This is a genomic window from Arthrobacter sp. OAP107, from assembly GCF_040546765.1.
Classification (GTDB): domain Bacteria; phylum Actinomycetota; class Actinomycetes; order Actinomycetales; family Micrococcaceae; genus Arthrobacter.
Window position 1 is genome coordinate 2,520,050 of the sequence record NZ_JBEPOK010000001.1, and the last position, 21,099, is coordinate 2,541,148.

The 21,099-nt window shown below is 62.7% G+C and carries 20 protein-coding genes and 1 pseudogene; 17 read left to right on the forward strand and 4 right to left on the reverse strand.

What is annotated here, in order from left to right:
* Positions 1-383 precede the first annotated feature (383 nt).
* From ABIE00_RS11735 to ABIE00_RS11785, 11 genes are all read left to right on the forward strand, one after another.
* Positions 384-1,307: an ABC transporter substrate-binding protein gene (locus ABIE00_RS11735; protein WP_354260402.1), complete on the forward strand. Its 924-nt coding sequence runs from the start codon at positions 384-386 to the stop codon at positions 1,305-1,307.
* Between the two features lie 13 nt (positions 1,308-1,320).
* Positions 1,321-2,256 carry an amino acid ABC transporter permease gene (locus ABIE00_RS11740; protein ID WP_354260404.1) on the forward strand — a complete coding sequence of 312 codons (936 nt, stop codon included), beginning with the start codon at positions 1,321-1,323 and terminating at the stop codon, positions 2,254-2,256.
* On the forward strand, positions 2,253-3,020 hold the full coding sequence (locus tag ABIE00_RS11745; protein ID WP_354260406.1) for an amino acid ABC transporter ATP-binding protein: 768 nt from the start codon (positions 2,253-2,255) through the stop codon (positions 3,018-3,020). Before ABIE00_RS11740 ends, ABIE00_RS11745 begins: the two co-directional genes overlap by 4 nt.
* A complete protein-coding gene (gene solA / locus ABIE00_RS11750) occupies positions 3,021-4,154 on the forward strand; it encodes an N-methyl-L-tryptophan oxidase (protein ID WP_354260408.1) in 1,134 nt (377 codons plus the stop codon).
* 83 nt (positions 4,155-4,237) lie between these two features.
* The gene (locus ABIE00_RS11755; protein ID WP_354260410.1) at positions 4,238-5,491 is read left to right on the forward strand and encodes an aspartate aminotransferase family protein; all 1,254 of its coding nucleotides are present in this window, start codon (positions 4,238-4,240) and stop codon (positions 5,489-5,491) included.
* An 85-nt stretch (positions 5,492-5,576) separates the two neighbouring features.
* Complete coding sequence (locus ABIE00_RS11760) at positions 5,577-7,031, forward strand: NAD-dependent succinate-semialdehyde dehydrogenase (RefSeq protein WP_354260412.1); 1,455 nt, start codon at positions 5,577-5,579, stop codon at positions 7,029-7,031.
* A 38-nt stretch (positions 7,032-7,069) separates the two neighbouring features.
* Entirely contained in the window at positions 7,070-7,762 is a 693-nt protein-coding gene (locus tag ABIE00_RS11765; RefSeq protein ID WP_354260414.1) for a GntR family transcriptional regulator, read from the forward strand.
* Between the two features lie 210 nt (positions 7,763-7,972).
* Positions 7,973-8,896 carry an ABC transporter substrate-binding protein gene (locus ABIE00_RS11770; RefSeq protein WP_354260416.1) on the forward strand — a complete coding sequence of 308 codons (924 nt, stop codon included), beginning with the start codon at positions 7,973-7,975 and terminating at the stop codon, positions 8,894-8,896.
* 45 nt (positions 8,897-8,941) lie between these two features.
* A complete protein-coding gene (locus tag ABIE00_RS11775; RefSeq protein WP_354260418.1) occupies positions 8,942-9,838 on the forward strand; it encodes an amino acid ABC transporter permease in 897 nt (298 codons plus the stop codon).
* On the forward strand, positions 9,835-10,602 hold the full coding sequence (locus tag ABIE00_RS11780; protein WP_354260420.1) for an amino acid ABC transporter ATP-binding protein: 768 nt from the start codon (positions 9,835-9,837) through the stop codon (positions 10,600-10,602). The genes ABIE00_RS11775 and ABIE00_RS11780 overlap by 4 nt, the downstream gene beginning before the upstream one ends.
* Before the next feature lie 70 nt (positions 10,603-10,672).
* Complete coding sequence (locus ABIE00_RS11785) at positions 10,673-11,344, forward strand: GntR family transcriptional regulator (RefSeq protein ID WP_354260422.1); 672 nt, start codon at positions 10,673-10,675, stop codon at positions 11,342-11,344.
* A gap of 95 nt (positions 11,345-11,439) precedes the next feature.
* Here the strand turns inward: ABIE00_RS11785 and ABIE00_RS11790 are convergent, their stop codons facing one another.
* Positions 11,440-11,784, reverse strand: coding sequence for a cupin domain-containing protein (locus ABIE00_RS11790; RefSeq protein WP_354260424.1), 345 nt, complete (start codon positions 11,782-11,784; stop codon positions 11,440-11,442).
* 227 nt (positions 11,785-12,011) lie between these two features.
* Between ABIE00_RS11790 and ABIE00_RS11795 the strand changes: the two genes are divergently transcribed.
* Together ABIE00_RS11795 and ABIE00_RS11800 are read left to right on the forward strand one after the other, a co-directional pair.
* A complete protein-coding gene (locus ABIE00_RS11795) occupies positions 12,012-12,266 on the forward strand; it encodes a hypothetical protein (RefSeq protein ID WP_354260426.1) in 255 nt (84 codons plus the stop codon).
* Positions 12,267-12,416: 150 nt separating this feature from the next.
* Complete coding sequence (locus tag ABIE00_RS11800; protein WP_354260428.1) at positions 12,417-14,576, forward strand: amylo-alpha-1,6-glucosidase; 2,160 nt, start codon at positions 12,417-12,419, stop codon at positions 14,574-14,576.
* 239 nt (positions 14,577-14,815) lie between these two features.
* Here ABIE00_RS11800 and ABIE00_RS11805 read toward each other — a convergent pair whose 3' ends face one another.
* Positions 14,816-15,151: an HAD family hydrolase gene (locus ABIE00_RS11805; RefSeq protein ID WP_354263522.1), complete on the reverse strand. Its 336-nt coding sequence runs from the start codon at positions 15,149-15,151 to the stop codon at positions 14,816-14,818.
* A 37-nt stretch (positions 15,152-15,188) separates the two neighbouring features.
* Between ABIE00_RS11805 and ABIE00_RS11810 the strand changes: the two are divergent.
* Positions 15,189-15,395 (forward strand): annotated as a pseudogene (locus ABIE00_RS11810) (AAA family ATPase); the annotation flags it as partial.
* 225 nt (positions 15,396-15,620) lie between these two features.
* On the opposite strand, the gene ABIE00_RS11815 reads toward ABIE00_RS11810, so the two are convergent.
* Positions 15,621-16,499, reverse strand: coding sequence for a pseudouridine-5'-phosphate glycosidase (locus ABIE00_RS11815; protein ID WP_354260430.1), 879 nt, complete (start codon positions 16,497-16,499; stop codon positions 15,621-15,623).
* Positions 16,500-16,964: 465 nt separating this feature from the next.
* Positions 16,965-17,567 (reverse strand): dihydrofolate reductase family protein, encoded by a 603-nt coding sequence (locus tag ABIE00_RS11820; RefSeq protein ID WP_354260432.1) that lies wholly within the window; start codon positions 17,565-17,567, stop codon positions 16,965-16,967.
* Positions 17,568-17,630: 63 nt separating this feature from the next.
* On the opposite strand from ABIE00_RS11820, the gene ABIE00_RS11825 reads away from it, so the two are divergent.
* The 3 genes from ABIE00_RS11825 (at position 17,631) to ABIE00_RS11835 (ending at position 20,306) form a co-directional block, all read left to right on the forward strand.
* Complete coding sequence (locus tag ABIE00_RS11825; protein WP_354260434.1) at positions 17,631-19,223, forward strand: ATP-dependent DNA ligase; 1,593 nt, start codon at positions 17,631-17,633, stop codon at positions 19,221-19,223.
* A 149-nt stretch (positions 19,224-19,372) separates the two neighbouring features.
* Positions 19,373-19,960: a TMEM175 family protein gene (locus ABIE00_RS11830; RefSeq protein ID WP_354260436.1), complete on the forward strand. Its 588-nt coding sequence runs from the start codon at positions 19,373-19,375 to the stop codon at positions 19,958-19,960.
* An 88-nt stretch (positions 19,961-20,048) separates the two neighbouring features.
* The gene (locus tag ABIE00_RS11835) at positions 20,049-20,306 is read left to right on the forward strand and encodes a hypothetical protein (RefSeq protein ID WP_354260438.1); all 258 of its coding nucleotides are present in this window, start codon (positions 20,049-20,051) and stop codon (positions 20,304-20,306) included.
* Positions 20,307-21,099: the final 793 nt, after the last annotated feature.

Consider the following 21,099-nt stretch of genomic DNA (forward strand, 5'->3'; position numbering starts at 1 on the left):
GCGTGGCCGGGCTGCTGGCCATCCGCTATGTGGTCCGAGCTGCTGGTTTCTTCCAGGCTGGAAGACTCTTCAGCCCGTTGCTCTCGACTGTAGGCGCGTAAATTGTAAATTGTCAACAGTTCCTAGTGAGATTCCTTCTCATCGCGCCGGACAGAAAATCACCAGTCTTTATTTATCGTCAATTGTTGACAATCGGTGATTGAGCGCGTTCCATTGCTGTTGGATGCGGAACGAGATCCGGATCACAAACCGCATGAAGCACCAAGCACCACGCACCGCTTTCGCCTCTTCCGGCAGCACGGCAAGACGAGCGAACGGTCCAGGAAAGAATGCACCCGTTTCAGCGGACCCAGTTCAGCTGAAACCATTCGAAGGGAAGCACCATGAAGACCATCAGCAAAGTACAGACAGCCGCCGCGGGCCTTGCCGTCCTGTTGTCATTGAGCGCCTGTGGAGGTACTGCTGCCAGCGATACTGCCGCGGACAGCTCTAAGACCTCGAACACCTCGGACATCTCGGAGGGCATCAAGCCTGACGAGGCCGCGGTCAAGCTTTTGCCGCAGTCCTATAAGGACAAGGGCGAGCTCACCGTCGCGATGGACCTGCATTACCCGCCGACGACCTTCCTCGCGGAGGACAACCAGACCCCGATCGGCCTGAACCCGGACATTGCCAGGCTCCTTGCCAAGAAGCTTGACCTGAAGCTGAAGTTCGAGGACACGAAGTTCGACACGATCGTGCCCGGCCTGGACGGCGGCCGCTTCGACTTCACCGCTACGACCATGTCCAAGACCGAAGAGCGGCTCAAGGTCCTGGACATGATCGACTATTTCAAGGCCGGCAACTCCGTGGCCGCAGCCGCGGGGAACCCGCTTAACCTCACCGTTGAGACCCTTTGCGGGAAGAACATCGCTGTCACCCAGGGCTCGACCGGCCAGCTCAAGCGCCTCCCGGCCCTGAGTGAGCAGACCTGCACCTCCAAGGGACAGCCGGCGATCAATGCCGTGACGCTGCCCAATGTCCAGGAGGCGCTGACGCAGCTGCACTCCAAGCGGATCGACGGCGTCCTTTACGACACGACCTCCCTCGCGTGGGCCCAGAAGCAGCAGCCGGACTCCTTCACGATCATCGGCCAGGTCAACGTCGGCAACAGCGACCTGACCGCCATTGGCCTGAAGAAGGGCTCACCGCTGACCCCGGCCATGCAGGCAGCGCTCCAGTCCGTGCTTAAGAGCCCGGAGTACAAGAAGTCCCTGCAGAACTGGGGCCTGGAGTCCGGGGCCATCACCGACGCCAAGCTGAACTAGCGGGAGCCCCGTCATGGTCACAGCTATTGACAAAGGAAGCAGCAGATCAACGATGGTCAGCACTGACGCAGCCCTGAAGCCACGGCTTCGGCTTCGGACTCCGTCCGAGTACGCCGGATGGGTCCTCAGCATTCTCGTCGGCATCGGGATCCTCGTCTCGGTTCTGACCAACCCCAACTTTAAGTGGGGCGTGGTCGGGAAGTACTTCTTCGCCGAGTCGATCCTGCGCGGGCTGATGCTCACGATCTTCCTGACACTTGCCAGCATGGCCCTGGGTACCCTGCTGGGTCTTTTCCTGGCGGTCATGCGCGCCTCTCACGTGAAGCCGGTTTCCATCGCCGCAGGGCTCTATATCACCCTGTTCCGCGGCACCCCGGTCCTGGTCCAGCTGATCTTCTGGTTCAACATCTCAGCCCTGTACCCGAACCTGACCATCGGCGTCCCGTTCACCAACATCAGCACGGCCGTGGACACGAACGCGATCATGGGCCCGATCACCGCAGCCCTGATCGGGCTGACCTTGAACCAGGCCGCCTACATGGCCGAGATCATCCGCGGCGGGTTCTCCGCCGTCGGCAAGGGCCAGATCGAGGCCGCCGACTCCCTGGGCATGAGCGCCGGAATGAAGATGCGCAAGGTCATCATCCCCCAGGCCATGCCCTCGATCATCCCGGCCACCGGAAACCAGTTCATCGGCATGTTCAAGGAAACCTCCCTCGTCAGCGTGCTCGGCGTCGCCGAACTGCTCCAAAGCGCCCAGCTCGTCTACGCGCGCACCTACGAGACCATCCCGCTGCTGCTGGTCGCCAGCCTCTGGTACCTCGTGATGACCCTGCTGCTGAGCTACCCGCAGTCCAAGCTCGAGCAAAAATATTCCCGTTCAACCTCCAGGCTTCCCCGGAAGGCGAAAAAGGTTGTCCTGACAGCACCGGAAGGTATCGCCCGATGAGTACCGACGGCACCATTCACGCCCGTAAAATCCGCAAGTCCTTCGGATCCAAAACAGTCCTGAAAGACATCGACCTGGACATCGCCAGCGGCGAGATCTGCTGCATCATCGGCCCGTCCGGCTCGGGCAAGTCCACCGTCCTGCGCTGCATCAACGGCCTGGAAACCGTCGACACCGGAATCCTGAAAGTCAACGGCGAAAACTTCGGCTACTACGAAACCGACACCGCCTACCACGCCCTGCCCCCCAAGAAGCTCGCCGAGCAGCGCACCCGGGTCGGCATGGTCTTCCAGCAGTTCAACCTCTTCCCCAACATGACCGCCAACGAAAACATCATGGCCGGCCCCGTCCTGGTCAAACGCCACGACAAGAAACAAGCCATAAAACGGGCGCACGACCTGCTCGCCAGTGTCGGCCTGGCCGGGTTCGGGGACTACTACCCGGCCCAGCTCTCCGGCGGCCAGCAACAGCGCGTCGCGATCGCCCGGTCCCTGGCCATGGACCCCGAGATCATCCTCTTCGACGAACCCACCTCCGCCCTGGACCCCGAAAAGGTCGGCGAAGTCCTCGCCGTCATGCAGGACCTCGCCAAAAAAGGCATGACCATGGTCGTCGTCACCCACGAAATGGGCTTCGCCCGCGAAGTCGCCGACTCCCTGATCTTCATGGACGACGGCTGCGTCGTCGAACGCGGAGACGCCCGCGACGTCCTGTCCAACCCCAAAGAACCCCGCACCAAGGCCTTCCTGGACAAGGTGATCTAAATGACCAACGGCAAACTCGCAGTCATCGGCCTGGGCAGCATCGGCTCCATGGCCCTCTGGCAGGCCTCCCGCCTCACCGACTCCGTCACCGGATTCGAAGCCCACACACCCGCCCACACCCGCAGCGCCGTGGGCGGCGACACCCGCCTGTTCCGCATGATCTACCGCGGCAACCCCGGCTACTACCACATCCTGGAACGCTCCCGCAGCCTCTGGGCCGAACTCGAAGCCGAAACCGGACAGGACATCCTCACCCGCTGCGGCGGCCTCTCCATCGGCACCAAAGACGGCCCCTACCTCACCGCCCTGCTCGAAACCACCAGGACCAACGGCGCGGACCACGCCATCCTCAGCCGCGCCGAAATGGCCGAACGCTACCCCCAGCACAACCTCCGGCCCGACGACATCGCCGTCTACGACCCCCACGCCGGCGCCCTGCGCACCGACCGCGCCGTCACCGCCGCCGTCACCGCCGCCCAGGCCAACGGCGCCACCATCCACACCAACACCCCCATCGACAGCATCACCGAAACCGACGACGGCGTCCTCATCACCTCCGGCGAGAAGTCCTGGACCTACGAGAACGTCATCGTCTCCTCCGGCGGCTGGTCCCGCAAGCTCATGCCCGACCACCTCAAAGCAGCAACCCAAACCAAACGCATCTTCCTGACCTGGTTCGTCGCCCGCGACGCAGCCCAGTTCGCCCCGGACAAGTTCCCCGTCTTCATCCGCATCTCCGGGGACCGGTCCATGTACGGCGCACCCGCCGTCGACGGCGTCACCGTCAAAGCCACCCTCGACGGCCGCGGAACACCAACCCCTTCCCCTGACACCGTCCCCAGGGAACTGACTAGCGCGGAAATCACTGAAACGACCGAAACCGTCACCGAGTTCTTCCCCGGATTGTTCCCCAATATCGTCCGTTCCGACGCATTCCCCGACCTCTACACCAAAGACAGCCACCCCCTCCTTGGCCGGTTCAGCGAGGGCAGCAGAATCTACGTTGCCACCGGCTTCTCCGGCGCCGGCTTCAAAAACGCCACCGGCTTCGGCGAAATCGCCGCCCACGAAGCCCTCGGCAAACGGTCCTTCGACGGACTGGATTTCACGCGGCCCCAACGTTTCACCGCCTGACCACCCATCTTGTCGGACACAACGTGGCGCACCCAGTATCGCCAATTGTTGACAATCTACACCTCCTGAGAAAGTATGAAGCCATGGCAACTCTTAGCCCCATCCTCAAGCAGGCCACTCCGGTCATCGTTGATCACGCAGTCGGCTCCTGGATTCACGCCACCGACGGCAAAAAGTATCTCGATTTCACCACCGGCATCGGTGTCACCAGCACGGGCCACTGCCACCCGGACGTCGTCGCCGCCGCCCGCGAACAGGTGGGCAAGATTGTCCATGCGCAATACACCACCGTGATGCACAAGCCCCTCCTTGAGCTCACAGAAAAGTTGGGGGAATTCCTGCCCTCGGGGCTGGACAGCGTCTTCTACGCCACCTCGGGCTCCGAAGCCGTGGAAGCTTCAGTGCGCCTGGCCCGGATGGCAACCGGCCGGCCGAACATCATTTCCTTCCAGGGCGGCTTCCACGGCCGCACTGTCGGGGCAGCTTCCCTCACTACTGCAGGCACGAAATTCCGTTCCGGATTCTCCCCCCTGATGGGCGGCGTGCACGTTGCACCCTTCCCGCACGCCTACAGGTACGGCTGGGATGAAGAAACAGCCGTTGCCTTTGCCCTGAAGGAACTGGACCACCTCCTGGTCAGCATCAGCAGCCCCAGTGATACGGCAGGTTTCATCATCGAGCCCGTTCTCGGTGACGGCGGCTACATTCCCACCCCAGTGGCATTCCTGCAGGGCTTGCGGGAACGCGCCGACCGGCACGGGATCATCCTCATCCTGGACGAAGTCCAGGCGGGCGTGGGCCGCACCGGCAAGTTCTGGGGACACGACTGGGCGGGCATCACCCCGGACGTTGTCATCACCGCCAAAGGCCTCGCGAGCGGATACCCCATTTCAGCGATTGCCGCCTCGACGGAACTGATGGGCAAAGCATGGCCTGGCTCCCAGGGCGGCACGTACGGCGGAAACGCCGTCGCCGCCGCAGCCGGGGTTGCAACCCTGGGCGTCATTGAGCGCGAGAACCTGGTGTCCAATGCACACGTCCGCGGCGACGAGCTGCGCTCCGGACTTGAAGGCCTCAAGGCTCAATTTACGGCCGTCGGGGACGTTCGGGGCCGGGGTCTGATGCAGTCTGTCGAATTCACCGCAGCAGATGGAACTCCGGATGCCGCCACCGCACTGGCGGTCCAGCAGGCGGCAGTCAAGGAAGAGCTCCTGCTCCTCACCTGCGGCCCTTACGGCAACGTCATCCGGATCATTCCGGCACTCAACGTCAGCAGTGACGAGATCCAGAGCGGTCTCGCCAGGTTTACCCAGGCGCTGAAAGCGGCCACCTCCTAGTCCAAACCCGGAATGGGCTTCGCCGGTGGCGCATCCAGACCCCGCCCGGGCATGGCCCCGTCCTACCATCACTGAAAGTGTGACAATGAGCCTCTCATTTGACCCCAGCACCCTTCACACAGACTTGTTTATCGGCGGCGCCTGGCAGAAAGCCAGCAATGGCGCGACGTTCCCCGTCGAGAACCCGGCCACGAATGAAATCATCGCCCAGGTGGCGGACGGCGACGCTGAAGACGCCGCACGCGCTATCGAAGCAGCAGGCCGCGCCCAGGCGGAATGGGGCAAGTCCACTCCCCGTGAACGCGCCGACATCCTGCGCCGCGCCTACGAACTGGTCATCGCCAGCACCGACCGGCTGGCAGCCATCATGACCGCGGAGATGGGCAAGCCCCTGGCCGAGGCCAAGGGCGAAGTGGCCTACGGCGCCGAAATGCTCCGCTGGTTCTCCGAAGAAGCCGTGCGGATCGGCGGAGACCACACCACTTCAGTGGATGGCAACACGCGAATCCTGATCACCAAGGAACCCGTCGGCCCCTGCGTGCTGGTCACCCCCTGGAATTTCCCGCTGGCCATGGGCGCCCGCAAAATTGCTCCCGCCGTGGCAGCAGGCTGCACCATGGTCTTCAAACCTGCCGAGCTGACACCGCTGACCTCCTTGGCCCTCGCGGACATCTTCCGGCAGGCGGGTCTACCGGAGGGAGTCCTCAACGTCGTGACCACGTCCACTGCAGCCACCGTGGTTGAGCACTGGACCAACAGTGGCATCGCCCGCAAGATCAGCTTCACAGGGTCTACTGGGGTCGGCAAGATTCTGCTCCGCCAGGCAGCGGAGAACGTCATGCGCTCCTCCATGGAACTGGGCGGCAATGCTCCGTTCATCGTCCTCGCCGACGCGGACATCGAAAAGGCCGTGGACGGTGCCATGAAGGCCAAGATGCGCAACATGGGCGAAGCCTGCACCGCGGCGAACCGCTTCTTCGTGCACCGTTCCGCCGTCGAGGAATTCGGCGAGAAGTTCGCCAAGAGGATGTCGGAACTGCAGGTCGGCAATGGCGCCCTGGCGGGAACCGACGTCGGACCCTTGATCGAACAGAAGGGCCTGGACAAGGTCGAAGGCCTCGTCACCGATGCCATCGCGAAGGGTGCGCGGATCCTCACCGGCGGAAGCCGCCCGGAAGGCCCGGGATACTTCTTCACCCCCACCGTCCTGACCGACGTGACCACGGATGCAGAGCTAATGACCACGGAGATCTTCGGGCCGGTAGCCGCCATCACCCCCTTCGACAGCGAGGATGAAGTGCTCCGCCTGGCCAATGACACCGAATGGGGTCTCGTTGGTTACGTTTTTACCGAAAACATGGACAAGGCCCTCCGCTTCTCTGCAGAACTGGAAGTAGGAATGGTCGGCCTCAACACAGGCCTCGTGTCCAACCCCATAGCTCCCTTTGGTGGCATCAAGCAGTCGGGACTGGGACGTGAAGGCGGCAAGGTCGGCATTGAAGAATTTCTTGAGTACAAGTACACGGCAATAGCCGTCTGAAAATGCAATATGCCGAAGAGTGAGATGAGGGGATATCAATGGCGGCACCAGAGGGACTGTTCGTACTGGAGGGAAGGCCCACGGCGCAGCTGATTGCAGATCAGCTGCGGGAACAAATCGTCCAAGGAACCTTCCGTCCCGGGCAGCAGATCAACGAATCTCTCCTGGCCAGCCAGCTTCGAACGTCCCGGGGACCTCTCCGGGAAGCTTTGCAGCGTCTGTGCCAGGAGGGGATCCTGGTTAGCCACCGCAACCGCGGAGTCTTCGTCCTCGAGCTTTCTACGGCGGACGTCAAGGAGATCTACGCCGTCCGCGAGTCCGTGGAACTAGCCGCCGCGAATATACTGCTCGACGCCGGGCAGCAGGAAATCAACGACACCTGCGAGGTGCTGAAGGGAATCATCGGGGACATGGCGAAGCAGGTCGCTGTCTCAGACTGGCAGGCGATCGCTCGACTGGACATGGAATTCCACACCGGCTTCGTTGCCGGTGCCGGCAACACACGCCTGATCAGGATCTACAAGACCCTGGCAGCGGAATCGAGAATGTGTATTCTCAACCTGGAAGTCGCCTACCCTCGGGTGGATGTTCTGGTGCAGGAACACCAGAGCATCCTGGACCTGCTGGGAGCAGGAGACCGAAAGGGACTCCAGCACGCCATCAAGCGGCATATGCAAAAGGGTGTGGAGGACCTCACCGCATCCAGGCAGGACATCGATATCACCGCCTAGAGAGTCACTCGAAGCGCACTTCGTTGGAAGTGCACGAGCGCGAGGGGAGGACCGGATCACCGGCGCGGAAGGGATAGGCGGAGATAAAACTTAAAAATTTTTCTGTAAATTGTCGATGATCTGCTATCCGGTGGTTGCATTATTAGGTAGGAGGCGGCGGGAAAGCATGCAGAACAAGTCCGGCACCGCCGTCGTAATAGGAAAGCAGCGATGAGGATCAGAACCAGGGTCCAGAGCGTGGTAGCAGGCTTGGCGGTTGTATTGGCATTGGCCGCGTGTGGCTCGGGTGCCAACAGCGATTCGGAAGCCGATTCCAAGACGTCAAGTACGGCCGACATCTCCGAGGGTGTCCAGCCCGACGCGGCCGCAGGCAAGCTGTTGCCGCAGTCCTACAAGGACAAGGGTGAACTGACGGTGGCGATGGACCTGCACTACCCGCCCACCACGTTCCTGGCAGACGATAACAGCACGCCGATCGGCCTGAACCCGGACATCGCACGCCTCGTGGCCAAGAAACTGGGCCTGAAGCTGAAGTTCGAGAACACCTCGTTTGACACCATCATTCCCGGCATTGATGGCGGCCGGTACGACTTTACTGTCACTACCATGTCCCCCACCGCCGAACGGCTGAAGGTGCTGGACATGATTGACTACTTCAACAGCGGCCTGTCGGTTGCCGTGAGCGCCGGCAATCCTTTGAATATCAGCAACGACGACATGTGCGGCAGGAACATCGCGGTCACCAAGGGATCCAACGCCCAGTTGAAGCATCTTCCGAACATCTCGGAGTGGACCTGCACTTCCAAGGGCAAGCAGGCCATTAACGCTGTGACGCTCCCCAACATCCAGGAAGCCCTCACGCAGCTGGCATCCAAGCGGATCGACGGCATCTTGTATGACACCCCTTCACTGGTCTGGGCAGACCTGCAGCAGCCGAACACCTTCACGATTCTGTCTCCGCAGGTAGATACGCGCTCGGATCACGTGGCCGCCATTGGCCTGAAGAAGGGATCACCGCTGACTCCTGCACTGCAGAAGGCCACGCAGTCCGTGCTTGAAAGCCCCGAATACAAGAAGTCGCTCGGCAACTGGGGCTTGGAATCAGGCGCCATCACCGAAGCGAAGCTTAACTGAGGACCCACAGTGCTGAAGTTCATCAATCGCGGAAGGCAGCAGACATTGCGCGCCACAAACCCCGCCCTTAAACCGAGGCTGCGGCGCCGGAGCACCCCTGAGTACGTGGCGTGGGTTCTGTGCACCCTGCTTGGTCTTGGCATTCTGATCTCTGTTGCAACCAATCCCAACTTCAAGTGGCATGTTGTCGCCAGATACTTCACCCATGAGACCATCATCCGCGGCCTGCTGCTCACGGTCTTCCTGACCCTGGCAAGCATGGCCCTCGGTACCCTGCTGGGCCTGCTGCTTGCCATCATGAGGGCGTCCAGCATCAAACCGGTGGCCGTCACCGCGGGCGTCTACATCACGCTGTTCCGCGGCACCCCGGTCCTGGTCCAGCTGATCTTCTGGTTCAACATCGCTGCGCTGTACCCGAACCTGACGATCGGCATTCCGTTCACCGACATCAGCACCGCCGTCGATGTCAATGCCTTGATGGCACCCATCACTGCAGCACTTGTCGGCCTCACGCTCAATGAAGCCGCCTACATGGCGGAGATCATCCGAGGAGGCTTCTCCGCCGTCGGAAAGGGCCAGATCGAGGCCGCGGACTCCCTCGGCATGAGCGCCGGGATGAAGATGCGCAAGGTCATCATTCCCCAGGCGATGCCCTCGATCATCCCTGCGACCGGAAACCAGGTCATCGGTATGTTCAAGGAAACCTCCCTCGTCAGCGTGCTCGGCGTCGCCGAGCTGCTCCAAAGCGCCCAGCTCATCTACGCCCGCACCTACGAGACCATCCCGCTGCTTATCGTCGCCAGCCTCTGGTACCTCGCGATGACCCTGCTGCTGAGCTACCCGCAATCCAGGCTCGAGAAAAGGTACTCGCGTGCAACCTCCGCACTGCCGAGGAAGGCAAGACGAGGGTCCCTGACAGCACCGGAAGGCATGGCACGATGACTGCCGACGGCACCATTCACGCCCGTGGAATCCGGAAGTCGTTCGGACCGAAAACAGTGCTGCAAGGCATCGATCTGGACATCGCCAGCGGAGAGGTCTGCTGCATCATCGGCCCCAGCGGCTCCGGAAAGTCCACCCTCCTGCGCTGCATCAACGGCCTCGAGACCGTCGATACTGGAGTGCTGAAAGTCAACGGTGAAAATTTGGGGTACTACGAAACCGAAACTGCCTATCACGCCCTCAGCCCGAAGGATGTCGCCCGGCAGCGCACCAGGATCGGCATGGTCTTCCAGCAGTTCAACCTCTTCCCCAACATGACCGCCCAGGAGAATGTCATGGCCGGCCCCGTGCTGGTCAAAGGCCATGACAGGAAGCGGGCCGCCACGCAGGCAAGCGAGCTGTTGGCCAGTGTGGGCCTCTCTGGTTTCGGCGACCACTATCCCGCTCAGCTGTCCGGCGGCCAACAGCAGCGCGTGGCCATCGCGCGTTCCCTGGCGATGGACCCCGAGATCATGCTCTTCGATGAACCGACGTCGGCCCTGGACCCCGAAAAGGTCGGCGAAGTCCTCGCCGTCATGAAGGACCTGGCCAGCAAAGGGATGACCATGGTGGTGGTTACCCACGAAATGGGGTTCGCCCGCGAAGTCGCAGATTCGCTGCTGTTCATGGCGGAAGGCTGCGTCATCGAGCGCGGCGACGCCAGGGAAATTCTCCGCAACCCGAAGGAGCGCCGGACTCGGTCCTTCCTGGAAAAGGTGCTCTAACAAAGCATGAACAGGCATCCGGCCCTGGGCTGGTAAAGGTAATATGCCGAAGAGTGAAATGAGGAATGAAATGGCAGCGACCGAAGGATTATTTGTCCTGGAGGGAAGGCCCACGGCCCAGCTGATTGCCGATCAACTGCGGGAGCAAATCGTGCAGGGGATCTTCCGTCCGGGCGAGCAGATCAATGAGTCTGCCATGGCCAGCCGGCTGCGCACGTCCAGGGGACCGCTCCGGGAAGCACTGCAGCGACTGTGCCAGGAAGGGATACTGGTCAATCACCGCAACCGCGGAGTGTTCGTTCTGGAGCTTACAACCGAGGACATCAAGGAGATCTACGCAGTCCGCGAGGCCGTGGAAATAGCCGCAGCAAATACGCTGCTGGACGGCAGCGAGGCACAGATCACAGACACCTGCGACGTGCTGCAGGGAATCATCAAGGACATGGCAAAGCAGGTTGCCGTTTCCGACTGGCAGGCAATCGCACGGCTGGACATGCAATTCCACACCTCCTTCGTCGCCGGCACAGGAAATTCCCGCCTGATCCGGGTCTACGAGACCCTGGCCGCCGAATCCCGGATGTGTATTCTCAGTCTGGAGGTCTCCTATCCCCGTGTGGATGATCTCGTGCAGGAACACCAGAACATCCTGGATCTCCTGGCAGCACGGGACAGAAGGGGACTCCAGAACGCCATCAAACGGCACATGCAAAAGGCCGTGGACGATCTCACCGCCACCAAGTAGCTGACACCCCGGGCCCAGTACCTGGCCGCATCTTCGGGGACACGAGCCCCCGGACAACTGCTGCTGCTGCCCGGGGGGACTCGGGGTGCTGAGAACTACTCAGCCGTGGCCGGAAGGTCCTTGACAACCCACATCTTGCGTACCGTCTCGTGGATAGTCCAACTCCCCTCCCAGCCGGCAGGAGTAACGAACAGGGTACCCGGGCCGATGTCGAAGCTTGTGCCGTCCGGCTCGGTGATGGTGCCGGTCCCGCTCAGAATCTGGCAGATCTCGTCGTAGCCGGGCCGGGTGCTCTTGAACGTTCCCGGTGTTACCTCCCAGATGCCCGTCTTGAGGTCGTCCCTGGCCCAGAGACGCAGGGAGACCTCGGTCTGCCCTTCGGTAATTGAGGTTTCCTTGGCTTTGGGTTCCCCCGGGTGTGCAGTTGTTGCGTCGCTCATGACGGTCGCCTTGACCATAGTTGCTCCTTCTGGGCTGTGCGCCCTGTACGTAGCTGCCTGCCTGCGTTGGAAGGCACGGATCTCATCCTAGCAATTGTCAACAATCGACGATAGGCTTTGCGTGGAAGTTTTTCCACCGGCAGCTGCCCGCGAATGACCGTTTTTCCGGAGCGAATGATAGGAAGGGCGGGCGGGGCCACCGGGGCAGTTACAGAAAGGCACACAACATGCGACAGAGCCGTCGTGTATCCATGTGGACGTCACTTCAGCGCGGAGACGTCATCACTCTTTGCCGGCAGGGCGTCGAATGCTACAAGGGTTCGATCGATGATCGGACTGAGGATGGTCGAACGATCTGGGTAACAGACCAGATCGGAGACCGTCGCCTGTTCCATGTCGAGGATGACTACGACCTGCTGGTTTCCCGCAATGTCTACTCCTACATCTGGACCTGCTCAGAAGCGCACACCACACGCGGATGAGGGTGAAGAAGACGTCGCTGGAATGATTCGGTGTACGGAGCTCTGGCCTACGCCAGCAAGCAAGAGTACCGTCGGTGGCAGAATTGGCGACGGCGGCTGCCTGCACATGAGGTCAGGCACCGTGGCGTTGGGTTCTTGGAGGGGCCGGGAGTGGCTGGATGGAACGCTGACACTGCTGCCGGACCTGTGGGGGCGGGGACGATCACCCTGGTGGAAGGCACGTACTTCTGCATCTCCCTGCCGAACGGGGACATCCATCCGGAATATCCGCACGGAGTTTTCTTTCAGGACACGCGCATCCTTTCCCGTTGGAGCCTGACCGTTAACGGCCAGGCTCTGGAACCGCTGGCCGCGGAGACGAAGGAACCGTATCGCGCGCTGTTTGCCGGTCGGGTCACCCGTTCCGATGGGTATGCCGACAGCCCGCTGATTGTGGAGCGCCTCCGCGAAGTGGGGGCAGGCATCCAGGAGCAGGTCACGATTCGCAACTACTCCACGGACCCGGCCGAATGCACCATTTCCGTCAGGGCTGAGGCAGATTTCGCGGACCTTTTCGAGGTCAAGGAGGCGCGGATCCAGGGTCGCTGGGAAGAAACCCGGGAAGTGGACGGCGATACCTTGACCATCCGCGCTGTCTGGCAGGATGTTCGGAAGGGACTTCTGGTCCAGGCTCCCGGAGCCGACGTCGTGCAGGATGCCCTGACCTACCGCGTGTCCCTCGCGCCGCACAGCCAGTGGAGTACGGTGCTCACCGCGGTGCCGAGCGCCGAGGCAACGAGTCCTCCCCCGCCGTCGTTCATCCATAGTGACGGCGAGAAACTGTCCCCGCGGGACCGCCGCCGGCAGGAGTGGGTGGCCAAGATTCCCAAGCTCCATATGGCCAACCACTCCATCGAACGGACCCTGCGGCGCAGCTACGACGATCTGGGCGCGCTCCGCATCGAGGACCCGAACCATCCAGAGCGGGTCGTGGTGGCGGCCGGTGCGCCGTGGTTCATGACCCTGTTCGGCCGCGACTCATTGTGGGCGTCGGAGATGGCAATGCCTGTCGACCCTTCCCTGGCGCTGGGCACGCTGCAAACGCTGGCCGACCGCCAAGGCAACGTGGTGGACCGGATGAGCGAGGAGGAACCGGGCAAGATCCTGCACGAGGTCAGGCTGGACGTCTCCAGCGGGCTCGCGCTCGGCGGCAAGTCCGTCTACTACGGCAGCATCGACGCCACCCCGCTCTTCGTGACAGTACTTGGATCGGTGAGCCGCTGGGGCTTCGGCAAGGAAACCATCGCCGCACTGCTGCCCCACGCGGACCGTGCACTGGACTGGATCCGCGACTACGGCGACAGGGACGGCGACGGGTTCGTCGAATACGAGCGCCTTAATCCGCGGGGGCTTATCAACCAAGGCTGGAAGGACTCCTGGGACGGCATCAACTTCGCCAACGGCCGCATGGCCGAGCCCCCTATCGCGCTCTGTGAAGTGCAGGCGTACGTCTACGACGCCTACATGGCCCGCGCCTGGATTGCGTACGACGCCGGCGACACGCCTTTGGGCGATGAACTCGCCGACCGCGCGAAGCTACTGAAGAAGCGGTTCAACGAGCAGTTCTGGATCCCAGAGCGCGGATATTACGCCATAGCCCTGGACGGCAAGAAGCGGCAAGTCGATGCGTGCGCGTCCAACATGGGCCACTGCCTGTGGGTGGGCCTGGTGGATGAGGATAAGGCGCCGCAGGTGGCTGAACACCTCATGTCGCCGGAGATGTTCAGCGGCTGGGGCGTGCGCACTTTGGCCAGCGACATGGGCGCCTACAACCCCGCCAGCTATCACAACGGCTCGGTCTGGCCGCACGACAACGCGGTCATTGCGGCAGGCCTGATGCGGTACGGATTCGTGGCGGAGGCGCAACGCATCTCCACGGCCCTCCTGGAGGCGGCCGAATATTCAGACGGCCGCCTGCCGGAGCTGTTCTGCGGCTTCAGCCGGGACCAGTTCGCCGAGCCTGTCCCCTACCCGACAGCGTGTTCGCCCCAGGCCTGGGCAGCCACAACACCGATCCAGCTCGTGACGACTCTGATGCGGTACGACACCCATGTTTCCCGCGGCGGCTTCTGGATGGATCCCGTCCTCCCGGAGTCCTACGGCGACCTGCACATCACCAACGCCCCCATGGGCGGCGGCCGGATCACGATCGACATCGCCAATTCGGTACCGACGGTCCAGGGCCTGCCCGCAGGAATGATTTTCCACAAGGGGCACCGGCCCTGGCTGACTGAACTAGTGAAAGAAGCGGAGCAGCACCGCAAGGCCTAGCAGGGCCGGCCAGATTCCAGCAACCGAGCCGGTACCCTGACCGGGCGATGGTCTCCGTCACGAAGTCCCGGAGTTCCTTGCGCTCGCCGCGAGAACCAGGCAGAGTTCCGGAAAATTTAAGAAGCCTGCCAGCATCGCTGGCAGGCTTCCCGGAAATGCTAATCCTCGTCCGGGGAATGAGCACCATTGACGATAAGGATGGGCTCCAGGAGACCGCGTCCCCCCGGGCCGTAGTCGGCTCAGAGACCGAGGTGCTTGTTGAGCTCGTCCAGGGAGTTCACGGTGAAGATGTTGTAGCCATCAGCGAAGGGTTCAGCGCCACGGTCCAGCATGACAAGGTCCCGGAAACCCAGCTTGTAGGCCCCGGCCTGCTCAGCGGTAAACACGGCATGCCAATCTGCACCTAGTTTGGGAATGCTGATGTCCAGGAAGCTGTCGTCGGCGTTGGACCGAGCCACCAGCTTGTGGTTGTCGCCCTGGAGTTTCAACGGCAGCCGGCATGTCCTCGTGGGCAACGGCGTTGCGTACAGCCGCAGCGAGCTCTGCGTCGGCGCCGCCGGTCGGCCCAATGCCATACCGTGTGCATGCGCGGCCAAAGGCATCCTGAAGGATCTGCTCGTAGGCTTCCCACGCACCACGGCCCAGGGAGAGTACTTGGACGAGATACTGGCCGATGGTGGCCAGAGACTCGATGTCGTTCTCCGGCTGACTGCTGACGACGAGGAGCCGGCTGCACGCCTTTTGGGGCGCGCGAAGGAAACTGGCCGCAGCGACGATAACCACTCCGCCATACGTCATCGGCTCAAGCTGTATCACGAGATTGGAATTAATTTCGAGGAGAGCGACGATGGCGTGGCGGCCATGGACTCAGGGGCCTGGAGGCCACCGAACAGGGGAAACACCACTCTGGGGGCAGAAGCTGCCCCAGCGCGGGTTCGTTAAAGGACCGCCATGAGCGCCCCGCGTAATCCGCCGCCCGACCGCACTTAACCGCCCGACCGCACTTAACCGCCCGACCGCACTTAGCAAGGTCACTCCCCCGGGTTAACGGGTCAGCGCAATGGCGACTTCGCCACCGAGAAAGACGTTATTGCGGTACACCTCGACATTTACAGTCACGCTGCGGCCGTTCGTCTCGCGCTGAATGAAGTCCAAAAGGAACGGTGTGGTGTCCTTGCCCTTGATCCCGTTCTTCGCTGCCTGCGCCCACGCCCGGGAGAGAATGTCCTCGAGCTCGGCCGGAGGGAACTGCTTGTCCTCTGCGACCGGGTTTGCCAACAGGATGGCCGATTCGATGTGCAGGTCATCGCGGGCGCTGCAGATCGCCGCAACTTCGTCCGGAGTGTTGACCACGTACTCGATCTCATGCCCCGAGTCGGAAACGAAGAAGCCGGGGTACTTCCTGGTCTTGTAGCCGACGACCGGGATGTTGAGCGTTTCGAACCGTTCGAGGGTGGCGGCGACATCCAGTATGGACTTCACGCCGGCGCTGACGACGATGATCGGGGTAGTAGCCAAGGTCGTCATGTCGGCAGATTCATCGAATGATGTTGCCGCGCCATGGTGAACTCCGCCCAAGCCACCGGTCGAGAACACTCTGATGCCGGCTCGGTGTGCCAGGAACGCCGTCGCCGCCACCGTGGTGCCGCCATGGAGCCGAAGAGCAGCGGCTACAGGAAGATCACGGAGGCTGATTTTCGTCACTGCCGCGTCATTGGCGAGCGAGGTGATCTGCTCAAGGCTGAGCCCTACCGTCGGAGCGCCGGCGAAGACACCGATTGTTGCAGGAACGACCCCTTGACCGCGGAGGCGTTCCTCGGCTTCCAAAGCAACCTCGAGATTGCGCGGACGGGGAAGGCCGTGAGTAAAAATGGTCGATTCCAAAGCGACGACAGGGCGCCCTCCCGCCACGGCTGCGGCCACTTGCTCTGAGACGTGGAACGCGCCCCTGGTGCTCGTGGATGACACGGCTGGTCTCCCCGTAGAACGTGAACTGACCTGACTCACCAAGGTTCCCGCACCCGAGAACCAACAACAAGACACCGCCGTAGGACCGGTCCGGGCTACACCCTGGATACTGGCGGTCCGCAGCGTTGTATTCCGGGCGAAGCCTGACCGGCCCGAAGCTTGACCGGCCCGTGGCCCACTTCGGTCGGACAGCTTTTTACGGGGCCGCATGCGTCTTCAGGTAGCGGTCGTCTTGGACCAGCCAACGGTTTTGGCGGGGCCGTGCATCCGGAACTTGTGCCCGCCGTAGTAGGTCCACGCGCCGCCCATCACGCAGCAGCGCATACGGTCTCCGCCCTTGCCCGGGCTGCACCCGGGCCTGTCGTCTGGGCCGGTAATAAACCCGTCAACGGACGTCGGGACAGACGCGATGCCCTCCCATCAGGCCCCCGGCATGTCCTGCGTCTCCACGCTGCCTGCTCGCTCGTAGACCAGCGACACTGCCCCCTTCGGGAAGGTGCGCGCCGGCTCGGCGAGGCGGAAGGAGGCGGGTACGGTTCCAGCGTCGAAGATGCGCTTGCCCTGCCCAAGGGTGATCGGATAGAGCCAGAGGTGGAGGCGGTCGAGCATGTCCGCCGCGAGTAGCGACCGGATGAGGACGCCGCTGCCGAACATGTGCACCTCGTTGAACTCTTCACGGAGCTGGCCCGCTGCCTCTGCATTTGGCAGCACCTTGGTGCCCGCCCACGCCGGATCAACCAGCGACTTGGAGACGACGAACTTGGGTACCCGGTTGAGCGTGCTGCCGATCTCGTCAGACTGGTGCGGCCAGTAGGCCGCGAAAATGTCGTAGGTCTTTCTGCCGAGGAGCAGGGCGTCGATGCGGCGAATCTCCTCGCCGATGGCAGCGCCGGCCTCGTCATCGGACACGGGAGCCTGCCAGCCTCCGAAGGCGAACCCGTCCGCGGTATCTTCTTCGCTGCCGCCCGGCGCCTGGTAGACGCCGTCGAGGGTGACAAACAGGTTGGCGACGATAATTCCCACGTGCCCATTCTGGAACAGGGCCTATTCGCTGTCCATAGCCAGCGGCCGTGACAGACTGGTGTCATGCTGCTCGACGAGCTCGTGAGGACCTTGGAAGCCGTCGCGGCCACCCGCTCCCGGCTCACCAAGGTCAACGAGCTGGCAGGCCTGCTGCTCCGGCTCGACCCAACGGACATCCCGACGGCGGTCGGCTTGCTCACCGCCAAGCCTCGCCAAGGCCGACTCGGGATCGGCTGGAGCGGCATGAGGGCGGCGGCGGGCGAACCCGCTCCTGAGCCGAATCTCACTATCGCCCACCTCAACGCTGCCTTCGACCGGCTGCGGGCAGCCGCAGGCGCCGGCTCGACCGTGGAACGCGCCACCACCCTTCGGGCTCTGATGGCGGAAGCCACCGAACGGGAGCAGGCCTTCATCGCCGGCGTGCTGCTCGGAGAACTTCGTACCGGTGCGCTCGAAGGCGTACTGACGGATGCAATTGCCCGCGCCGCCGGCCGGCCGGTCGAGGCCGTACGGCGTGCTGCGATGCTCTCCGGCGACCTCGGCGGAGCCGCCCTGCTGGCGATCACGGGGACCGCGGCCCAGCTTGACGCAGTCGGCCTCGTCGTCGGACGTCCCGTGCAGCCCATGCTCGCCGCAACCGCGGCCAATGCCGCCGAGGCGTTGGCGGCGACGGGGGAAGCCTCAGTGGAATACAAGCTCGACGGCGCACGCATCCAGGTCCACCGTGCCGGCGACGACGTGCATATCTACACCCGCACCTTGGCCGAAGTGACCCACCGGCTGCCTGAGGTGGTGGAGGTGGTGCGAGGACTGCCCGTGCGCGATGTGATCCTCGACGGCGAGACCCTAGCCCTCGACGAGGACGGCGGGCCCCGGCCGTTCCAGGAGACCATGTCCCGGTTCGGGGCGGACGCGGCACGCACCACGCTGCTGCATCCATGGTTTTTCGACGTGCTGCATATCGACGGGCGCGACCTGCTCGACGAGCCGCTGTCCACACGCATCGGCGTGCTCGAGCGCATCGCCCCTGGTCACCGTATCCCGGGAAAAATCACTGCGGATGCGGCTGTTGCCGAGCGAGTGTCACGCGATGCGCTTGCCGCCGGCCATGAGGGTGTGGTCGTGAAGGCGGTGGGCTCGGCGTACGCCGCCGGGCGGCGGGGTTCGAACTGGATCAAGGTGAAGCCGGTGCTCACCTACGACCTGGTGGTGCTCGCCTGCGAATGGGGGTCAGGACGGCGCACTGGGCTGCTGTCGAACCTGCACCTGGGAGCCCTGGACCCTGTTGGCGAGTTTGGTGAACCCGGCGGTTACGTGATGGTGGGCAAGACATTCAAAGGCCTCACCGACGCGCTGCTGCGATGGCAGACGGAGAGGTTCCAGGAGTTGGAGGTGCGGCGTACGGCGGGTACGGTCTGGACCGAGCCGGTCACCGTGGTCGAGATCGCCATCGACGGCGTTCAGCACTCTCCCCGCTATCCGGGTGGAATCGCCCTCCGGTTCGCACGCGTCAAGCGCTACCGTGACGACAAGACGGCCGCGGAGGCCGACACCATCCAGACATTGCGCGCTCTGCTCCCTACCCCGCGGGGCAGAAAGGTATCGCCCACGCCGGAGCCAGATCGGGGAAGAGACGTCCCACTCCCGGAAAAATGACGGTTTGGCGTTTTCCGTGCAGGCCCTGCATGAGCTTCAGATTCTGGCAGCGGGGAGGTCTTGATGAACGGACGATCGTCACGTGCCGAGCTCTCCGGGTCCTGGCTGAGGATCCATAATTATGATGTTGCTTTGACGGAGGGAATCCGGTGAACAAGAACCGCCTGGAGGCGTTCAGTGATGGTGTGCTCGCCATTATCATCACAATCATGGTGCTGGAACTCCATGTGCCGGACGAACCGACCTGGCGTGGTTTGGGGTCCGTCCTGCCGACGTTCCTCAGTTACCTGCTCAGCTTCGTCTACGTCGGAATCTACTGGAACAATCACCACCACATGATCCATCTGGCAAGCAGGGTCAACGGCGCGATCCTCTGGGCCAATCTGCACTTGTTGTTCTGGCTTTCACTGATCCCGTTCACCACCCGCTGGATGGATGAGTCCGGCTTCGTGCAGATCCCGGTGCTGACATACGGGATCAACTTGCTGTGCGCCGCGATCGCGTACTTCATCCTGGAACAGGCACTGATCCGTCAACAGGGCCGGAATGGCCCCCTCGCGCAGGCAATTGGCCGGGACTGGAAAGGCAAAACGTCGCCATTGATTTATCTCGCAGGCCTTGGGCTGACCGCAGTCCAGCCACTGCTTGGGGTTGCCGTCTACACCATCGTGGCCCTGATCTGGCTGATTCCTGACCGCCGGGTTGAGCACTTCGTCACCCGGGCTCACCGGGACTGATCCACCGGGGGCTACCTATAGTCCGGTACCTGAAGATCAGATCGGCGTCAGTCAGGCCATCGAAATCCATCCGGACCAGGGCGGGCAGGTGATCCACAGGGATGACGTCTCCTTCCTTCGGCGCCACCTGAACCGCGACACCATCGGAAGCCTCAACTGCTCCGGGTTTCCGGTGTGCCCTGCGAACGGCCTGGTGAAACCGCCGGCCAATGACATCAATCCGTATCCAGTCCCGGCGATCACCCGGACAGGGGCTATGGCCGCCGCTACTGCCCCTTTCGTGGCAAACGTCTCCGAGGAGGTCGCCCACGTAGCCCCGGAAGAATCCACCAGCCGGAACCACTAGTCGCCGTCGGGAGACGAGAAAACTTCGAATTGACCGGACATGGCACTCTGCTCCACCTCGCGCGCCCTTGGGAGTGACGATCAACGAAACCGAGCCCGGTTGAGCGTCGCAGCCCCCAGGTCACGCCTCAATCAAAGACCAAGCCCGGATCCACCGGGCCGCACCACCTGCCCGGCCAAGCGTTCCACTACGGGCGACGGTGGCGGCCCTGGGGAAAGGCTGTGCAGTGGGGCCGAAAGTGTCAGCCGCGGAGCGAGGTCTCGGAAAACGAGATCTCGGGGAGGGACTCATCATCGGCCGCAACCCACGCCGTGAAGTCTGCGTACGACATGAAAGAGTAGTAGTCACAGAACCTCGCACCCGCTCGTTCATATGTGCCCACGCTAGTTGGTACTCCTCCTTTCTTATCCATCTAACCTTTACAACTGACATGGCGGATTGCGCATTCCCGCCGAAGCGGAGTGGGATCCTACGCTGGGAGGACTGAAGGGCTCCCCGCGCCGGAGAAGCCGGCGGCGGTCCCCGACGGGGAGAACTGGGGTCTCAAATTCGGTTCGAGGGTAGATCGCCTACGGTCGGGAAACTACCTTGTCAGCCCGTTACGCCGCTGCTATTAAATCTATGTCAGCACGTATACATCGATGTGGTTTGTGGCTCAAGCCGGACCGCTTAGCCGGCGGGGTTGGCGGCGACGCACCGCGCGGCAGAAAACCTGAGCCTGATCGTCGGCGATCTCCACATGGCCGACGTTCGCACTCAGGTGCCGCTCCCCTTTGCCACGGACTTCGAAAAC

Coding starts and splice junctions, on each gene's coding strand:
- ABIE00_RS11735 (WP_354260402.1), top strand. CDS start 384: ATGAAGACCATCAGCAAAGTACAGACAGCCGCCGCGGGCCTTGCCGTC.
- ABIE00_RS11740 (WP_354260404.1), top strand. CDS start 1,321: ATGGTCACAGCTATTGACAAAGGAAGCAGCAGATCAACGATGGTCAGC.
- ABIE00_RS11745 (WP_354260406.1), top strand. CDS start 2,253: ATGAGTACCGACGGCACCATTCACGCCCGTAAAATCCGCAAGTCCTTC.
- solA (WP_354260408.1), top strand. CDS start 3,021: ATGACCAACGGCAAACTCGCAGTCATCGGCCTGGGCAGCATCGGCTCC.
- ABIE00_RS11755 (WP_354260410.1), top strand. CDS start 4,238: ATGGCAACTCTTAGCCCCATCCTCAAGCAGGCCACTCCGGTCATCGTT.
- ABIE00_RS11760 (WP_354260412.1), top strand. CDS start 5,577: ATGAGCCTCTCATTTGACCCCAGCACCCTTCACACAGACTTGTTTATC.
- ABIE00_RS11765 (WP_354260414.1), top strand. CDS start 7,070: ATGGCGGCACCAGAGGGACTGTTCGTACTGGAGGGAAGGCCCACGGCG.
- ABIE00_RS11770 (WP_354260416.1), top strand. CDS start 7,973: ATGAGGATCAGAACCAGGGTCCAGAGCGTGGTAGCAGGCTTGGCGGTT.
- ABIE00_RS11780 (WP_354260420.1), top strand. CDS start 9,835: ATGACTGCCGACGGCACCATTCACGCCCGTGGAATCCGGAAGTCGTTC.
- ABIE00_RS11785 (WP_354260422.1), top strand. CDS start 10,673: ATGGCAGCGACCGAAGGATTATTTGTCCTGGAGGGAAGGCCCACGGCC.
- ABIE00_RS11790 (WP_354260424.1), bottom strand. CDS start 11,784: ATGAGCGACGCAACAACTGCACACCCGGGGGAACCCAAAGCCAAGGAA.
- ABIE00_RS11795 (WP_354260426.1), top strand. CDS start 12,012: ATGCGACAGAGCCGTCGTGTATCCATGTGGACGTCACTTCAGCGCGGA.
- ABIE00_RS11805 (WP_354263522.1), bottom strand. CDS start 15,151: ATGGCATTGGGCCGACCGGCGGCGCCGACGCAGAGCTCGCTGCGGCTG.
- ABIE00_RS11825 (WP_354260434.1), top strand. CDS start 17,631: ATGCTGCTCGACGAGCTCGTGAGGACCTTGGAAGCCGTCGCGGCCACC.